The sequence below is a fragment of the Pseudomonas sp. FG98 genome, from assembly GCF_057808595.1.
This window is the reverse complement of the sequence record NZ_JBMDIJ010000027.1, coordinates 61,587-68,340: the sequence shown is the minus strand read 5'-3', so window position 1 is coordinate 68,340 and position 6,754 is coordinate 61,587. Positions and strand designations below refer to the sequence as shown.

Annotated in this window: 5 protein-coding genes; 3 read left to right on the top strand and 2 right to left on the bottom strand. The window is 64.8% G+C overall.

Going from position 1 to position 6,754, the window contains the following annotated elements; genetic code table 11:
* Positions 1-584: 584 nt before the first annotated feature.
* Together ACODSK_RS17300 and ACODSK_RS17295 are read right to left on the bottom strand one after the other, a co-directional pair.
* Complete coding sequence (locus ACODSK_RS17300; protein WP_489017834.1) at positions 585-2,432, bottom strand: methyl-accepting chemotaxis protein; 1,848 nt, start codon at positions 2,430-2,432, stop codon at positions 585-587.
* Between the two features lie 221 nt (positions 2,433-2,653).
* Positions 2,654-4,270, bottom strand: coding sequence for a diguanylate cyclase (locus ACODSK_RS17295; protein ID WP_489017830.1), 1,617 nt, complete (start codon positions 4,268-4,270; stop codon positions 2,654-2,656).
* A gap of 284 nt (positions 4,271-4,554) precedes the next feature.
* Here ACODSK_RS17295 and ACODSK_RS17290 point away from each other — a divergent pair, with 284 nt between their 5' ends.
* The 3 genes from ACODSK_RS17290 to ACODSK_RS17280 all read left to right on the top strand — a co-directional run bounded on the left by ACODSK_RS17290 (position 4,555) and on the right by ACODSK_RS17280 (position 6,730).
* Entirely contained in the window at positions 4,555-5,625 is a 1,071-nt protein-coding gene (locus ACODSK_RS17290; protein ID WP_489017828.1) for a DUF2333 family protein, read from the top strand.
* 1 nt (position 5,626) lies between these two features.
* Positions 5,627-6,163, top strand: a complete 537-nt coding sequence (locus ACODSK_RS17285) for an NUDIX hydrolase (RefSeq protein ID WP_489017826.1) — start codon at positions 5,627-5,629, stop codon at positions 6,161-6,163.
* A gap of 195 nt (positions 6,164-6,358) precedes the next feature.
* Positions 6,359-6,730 (top strand): translation initiation factor Sui1, encoded by a 372-nt coding sequence (locus tag ACODSK_RS17280; protein ID WP_489017825.1) that lies wholly within the window; start codon positions 6,359-6,361, stop codon positions 6,728-6,730.
* The last annotated feature ends 24 nt before the right edge of the window (positions 6,731-6,754 follow it).

Below are 6,754 nucleotides of genomic sequence, written 5' to 3'. Positions count from 1 at the left end.
TGGCCTCATCGTCGGCAATGCCGACTCCCACAGGGTTCTGGGCCAGTCACAGTATCTGTGTTCGACGCGGTCTCTGTGGGAGCTGGCCTTGCCAGCGATGAGGCCCGCAAGAACAACACAGACCAGCAGGATCGATGTCGAGGCGGATGGCCTCATCGTCGGCAATGCCGACTCCCACAGGGTTCTGGGCCAGTCACAGTATCTGTGTTCGACGCGGTCTCTGTGGGAGCTGGCCTTGCCAGCGATGAGGCCCGCAAGAACAACACAGACCAGCAGGATCGATGTCGAGGCGTATGGCCTCATCGTCGGCAATGCCGACTCCCACAGGGTTCTGGACCAGCCACAACATCTGTGTTCGACGCGGTCCCGGTAGGAGCTGCTTTAGCTGCGATGGACCGCGCAGTGGTCCCAAATCCTGACTCTCCAGTGAGCCTGGAGAAACGCGGCGGACCGAGCACGGTGAATCCATGATGTTGCTTGGTCAAAGGCTCGTGCGGGATGGTTTTGGGACCGCTAGCGCGGTCCATCGCAGCTAAAGCAGCTCCTACCTGGACCGCGCCGCACCGATGGTTTGTGTCAGGCCGTTACAAACGGAAAGCCCGAACCGCCGTATTCAGCTCACCACCCAACCGCAACAACTGCTCGCCCTGATCCCGCCCTTCACCGATCCGCTGCAAGTTATCTTCACCCAGCCCATGAATCCGCTCGCTGTGATCGCGGATCTCGCTGACCGCACCACTCTGCTGCGCGGTGACATCGGCAATGCGCACGGCGGTATCGGCAATGGTCTGGATCGCGGTGACGATTTCATCCAGTGCGCCATCCGCCGCCTGGGCCTGGTTGGCGGTAGCCTCGGCATGTTCGAGCTGGGCGCGCATGCCTTGCACCGATTCCTGCGCCGCCTGCTGCAGGCGGCTGATCAGGGTCTGGATCTCGCCGGTGGCACCGGTGGTGCGTTGCGCCAGGGAACGGACTTCCTCGGCGACCACGGCGAAACCGCGGCCCATTTCCCCGGCCCGGGCCGCTTCGATTGCAGCATTGAGGGCCAGCAGGTTGGTCTGTTCGGCGATGGCACGAATCACCGTCAGCACGCTGCCGATGGTGGCGGACTCCTGGGCCAGTTCCTCGACCACCTGGGCATTGCCCTGCACCTCGTCGACCAGCTTGCGCAGGCCGGTCAGGCTCTGGCCGATCACCGCCTGGCCCTGTTCCACTGCCTCGCCGGCCTGGCGGCTGGCATCGGCGGCCTGGCTGGCGTCGCCGGCGACCTGGACGATGGTGGCTTCCAGCTCACCCAGGGCATCGCGAATCTGTGCGGTGTCGCCGGCCTGGCGCTCGGCACCGTCGTGCAAGGCACTGCTCATGCCGGCCAGGGCCCGGCTGCTGCCGGCGACCTGTTCGGCGTTGTGGCGGATGGTCCCGACCAGTTCCACCAGGTAGTCGCGCAGGCGGTTCAGCGAGTCCTGGATATCGTGCATCTCGCGGTTGCTCGGTGGCAGGTCGATGGGCTGGCTGAAGTCGCCACCCGCCCAGGCCGACAACGCCGGATCGAGGGCGGTGAGCACCCGTGCCAGGCGTCGTTGCAGACGGTCGATGACCAGGGCGATCAGCAGGATCAGGGCGATCATCACCCCCTGCATCAGGCGCACTTCGCTCTGGATCTGGCCGTGCTGGCTGCGCACGCCCGGTTCCAGGTCGGCGATGGCCTGCTGTACCGCAGCGATACGCGCGCTGGTGGTGGCGGCCAGTTCGCCGCGGCGCTGGATCAGTTCGCGGGTGCGTTGCAGTTCCGCCGGGTAGCGGTTGATCAGGCTGTTCAGTTCGCGGCGCAGGCCGATGGCAGTGTCTTCGGCCTCGCTCTTGCTCTCGCTGGCCAGGCCCATCATCGCGGCGAAATCGTCGGAGCCGGAGGCGCTGGCCTCCTTCACGCCGAGCAGCGGCAGGCCGTCGAGGATCTTCGCCTGCTCGGCGATCAGGTTCAGTTCCCGCTCGACTTCCTCGGCCAGCTCCGGGCGACCGCTGCTGACCAGCTTGTCGCGGGCCAGGGACAGTCGGCTCAGGTGCAGACCGGCTTCGAACAGCGGGGTGGTGTAGCGCGCGCCTTCCGGGTTGTTGCCGTTCTGCGCGTAACGCAGCCATTGCTCCAGGTTGGCGCCCAGTTCGCGCTCGGCCTGCAGCAGCAGGGCCTGGGGATCACCGGCCAGCTTGCCGGCGGCGAGCAGCTCGTTGCTGGCGAAGATGGCCAGGCTGTCCAGGCTGGGGCGTACGCTCTGGGCCAGGTCTTCGGGCAGTTGCTTGAGCTCTTCCTGAAGGTCCTGGGTTGCCTGCAAGGCGGTGGCGTGTTGCAGGGCGTCGCCGCTGCCGAGGTAGGTCTGGATATTCCGCGCCACCTGGTTCTGGAACTGCTGGGACAGGCCCAGGTAGCGCTCCATCAACAGATAGGGACGCTCCAGGGCCTTCTGCGACCACCACAGGGTGGCGCCCAGGGCCAGGCAGACGAGGACCAGCAACAGCGTATTGAGATTGGTGAGCAGCTTCAGGCGCATGTGCGTGACTACCAACGGCAGGAAGGCAAGGCACTGAAGTTATTGCGATTTTATGACGCGGTTATGACGAACCCGGCGCTTCGGTCAAAAAAAGTGGCCATTTGATTTCACGCCTCCACCCGCACCACCCGATTGCGTCCGGCACCCTTGGCGCGGTACAGCGCCTCGTCGGCGGCGGTGGCCATGGTCAGGGCATCGAGGCCATCGTCGAGAGCCACCACACCGGCGCTGAAAGTGCAGAACAGGTCCTGCGGCTGGGCGGGATAGTGGATCTCGGCGAAGCGCTGGCGGATCTCGTCGAGCACCTTGTGCGCGGCAGCGATATCGGTGTTGGGCATGACGATGGCGAACTCCTCGCCACCGTAGCGCCCGATGAAGTCGGTCTTGCGCAGGCGCTGCTTGAGGAACAGCGCCAGGCTCTTGATCACCCGGTCGCCCATGGGGTGGCCGTGGCTGTCGTTGACCTTCTTGAAATGGTCGATGTCGAGCATGGCGAAGCTTAGCGGCCGGCTCTCGCGGCGGGCGCGGAAGCTGCAATCTTCGAGCAACTGGAGAATATGGGTGTGGTTGTACAGGCCGGTCAGGCTGTCGCGGACCATCCGTGCCTTGAGGTTGCGCGCGCGGGCGGCGCGGTTGCGCACCGTGGTGATCAGGTGGCGCGAACGGATCGGCTTGGTCAGGAAGTCGTCGCCGCCTTCGCTCATGGCGTCCAGTTGCTTGTCCAGGTCGTCCTCGGCGGACAGGTAGATGATCGGCACGCTGACATAACGGTCGTTGTGGCGGATCACCTTGGCCAGCTCCGTGCCGGTGCAGGCCGGCATGTACATGTCGAGGATGATCAGGTCGGGCTGGAAGTCGGCCAGCTCGACCATGGTCTGGATCGGGTCGGTCAGGGTGCGGGTGACGATCCCGGCATTGTTCAGCAGGCGCTCGGTGTGCAGGGCCTGGGCCCGGGAGTCATCGATGATCAGCACGCGGAACGGCTCGTACTGGGTAACGCTGGTGAGCAGCTCGACCTTCTCCAGCAGGCTCGACGCCTCCAGGGTGCCGGTGAGGAATTCCTGGCCGCCAGCGCGCACGGCAGCCAGGCGGGTCGGGGTGTCGGTTTCGTGCAGGCTGAAGAACAGCAGCGGCACGCGCTGCTCCAGGCCTTGCTGGGCGCGTTCGGCCAGGACCAGGCCCTGGCCATGGCCGCCAAAATCGACGTCCATGACGATGGCCGAGGGCAGGCGCTCGCTCATCGAGGCGCGGAAGGCGTCGGCGCTGGCCAGGGCTTCGACGCCCAGGCCGAAGAATTCCAGTTGCTTGGCCAGGCGCTCGGCGCGCTCGTGGTCCTGGAGCATGATGTAGACCGGTTTGCGCAGCGGGGGCAGGGCGGTCTGTTCGAGGCGGTCGCCCTGGCGCAGGCCGGTGCGCGACAGGCGCTGCATCAGGCGGTTGAGTTCGCTGATCAGGGTACTGCTCAGCCGTGCGCTGTTGGCCTCGACCGCTTCCAGGGTCTGGCCGATGGCTTCGGCCAGTTGGGTGTGTTCCGGTTGTTCGAAACGCTCGGCGTAGCGTTGCAGGCGCAGGTTGGCTTCGCACAGTTCGCCGAGGTCGCCGGTGGACCATTCGCTGCGTTGCAGGCGCTGCCAGATTTCCAGGATCTGCCGGGCCTGGTGAATGACCCGCTGGGCAAAGTGTTGCTTCAGTCGCTCGCGATTCGGGTCTTCTGGCTCGGTCATGTCCTGACTACTTCTTATTAAAGGTGAGGCAGCTGGAGTGATGGCTCTATGCTAGCACCACTTTCCGAGCAATCGAATGTCCTGCATCAATTTTTTGACGCCGGAGATTCATTCAGTTCATGACCCCATGGTCGTTTATGCGATCCTCCGCCCTTGCTTTATAGTGACCGACACCCGGACCGCCCCGCCCGGCACTTTCGCCGAGTTTCGCGAGAGGCTGGCACCAATGCCCGGATGCTGCGGTCGAACCCTGCAAATGCCCTGACTGAAATAAGGACCATGCCATGCTGGACTGGAAAAACCGTACAGGCAGCGCCGAGGCGCGCGAGGAACGCAGCGCCAAGCGCGAGACGGCGAGCGGCAGTTACTTCCGTGGCCTGCTCAGCCGTTCGCTGGGTGCGCTGATCGGCGTTTACCTGGTGGTCACCATCGCCCTCGGCTGGTACTGGAGCGAAGAGCCGGACCTGTTCCCCGTGCAGCAGAACGCCCAGGCCGCCGCGGAGCGCAATGGCCAGCAGATGGTGGTTGGCTACACCACCATCGAAACCCTCAAGACCGTTGCCGGTACCCTGCTCAACAAACCGGGTGGCTATATCTCCAACGACCGTTTCCCGCCGGGCCTGTGGATGGACAACATGCCGAGCTGGGAATACGGCGTGCTGGTCCAGGTCCGCGACCTGTCCCGCGCCCTGCGCAAGGACTTCGCTCGCTCCCAGTCGCAGTCCACCGAAGACGCCGACCTGGCCAAGGCCGAGCCGCGCTTCAACTTCGACAACAAGAGCTGGATCCTGCCGTCGAGCGAGTCCGAGTTCGAAGAGGGCATCAAGTCGCTCAACCGTTACCAGACCCGCCTGGCCGCCGGTGACTCGGGCGCCATCTTCTACACCCGCGCCGACAACCTGAACAACTGGCTGGGCGACGTCGCCACCCGCCTGGGTTCGTTGTCCCAGCGCCTGTCGGCCAGCGTTGGCCGGGTCAAGCTGAACAGCAACCTGAAGACCGAAGCCGTGGTCGCGGGCCAGGCGCCGCAGGTCGACGAGGAAGTGGTGGAAACTCCATGGCTGCAGATCGACAACGTGTTCTACGAAGCCCGTGGCCAGGCCTGGGCCCTGTCGCACCTGCTGCGCGCCATCGAAGTGGACTTCGCCGACGTGCTGGCGAAGAAGAACGCCACCGTCAGCGTGCGCCAGATCATTCGTGAACTGGAAGCCTCGCAAGAGCCGCTGTGGAGCCCGATGGTGCTGAACGGCAGCGGCTTCGGCATGTGGGCCAACCACTCGCTGGTCATGGCCAACTACATCTCCCGGGCCAACGCCGCAGTCATCGACCTGCGCCAGTTGCTGTCGCAAGGCTGATATGACCATCAGCGAAAAAGAGGCGGCGCATCGGGCCGCCTCGGACCTGGAGCGGGTCGCCTGGGTCGACGAGAACGACACCCTGCTCGGCGCGCTGCCCCGCGCCGAGTTGCGCGAAGGCGGCCTGATCGGCCGCTGCACCTTCATCCTCCTGTTCAACGGCGCCGGCCAGCTGTGCGTGCACAAGCGCACCCTGAGCAAGGCGCTGTACCCCGGCTACTGGGACGTGGCCGCCGGGGGCATGGTGGAGGCGGGCGAGGAATATGCCGAATCGGCCGCCCGTGAGCTGGCGGAAGAACTGGGAGTGAGTGGCGTCGAGTTGCGCGCCCATGACCGCTTCTTCTTCGACCAGCCGGGCAACCGCCTGTGGTGCGCGGTGTTCTCGGCAGTCTGGGACGGCCCCCTGCAACTGCAACCGGAAGAAGTCAGCGAAGCCCGCTTCGTCAACCTGGAAGTAGTCTGGGAAGAGTCGCAGACACTGCCGTATTGCCCCGACTCCCTCGCTGCACTCGCCAGGGCGCTCGGCCGTCAATCCTGACGTCGCGAAAATTGTCCAAATTGGCGCAGTTCTGTACTTAGCAAGCGCGACATTTGCCGTTACACTGCGCGGCCTTTTCAACCTGCCGCGAACCCCTTCGCGACAGTAGCGCTGCCCCTGCCAGAGTGGGGCTTCGCGGTCGTGGCCCGTCCGGGTCGGCGACCAGTTTTTTGTCCTCAAACGTGAGGATCAAAAGTGGCCAAGAAAGCCTCGTCATTCTCCGCCCTCGGCGGCCTGGTGTTCTCCACCGATGCAGGTCGGCACTGTCCGGACTGCAGCAAACCCATCGATGCCTGCATCTGCAAGCAAACGGTCATCCCGGAAGGCGATGGCATCGCTCGTGTACGCCGCGAAAGCAAAGGTCGCGGCGGCAAGACGGTGACCACCATCACCGGCGTGCCCTTGCCCGAAGACCAGCTCAAGGAACTGGCCAGCACCCTGAAACGGCGCTGCGGCACCGGTGGCGCGTTGAAAGACGGCGTCATCGAGATCCAGGGCGACCATGTCGAGCTGTTGCTCGGCGAACTGGTCAAACAGGGCTTCAAGGCGAAGAAATCCGGCGGCTGATCGCCTGCTTCCCGCAGCGTCGTT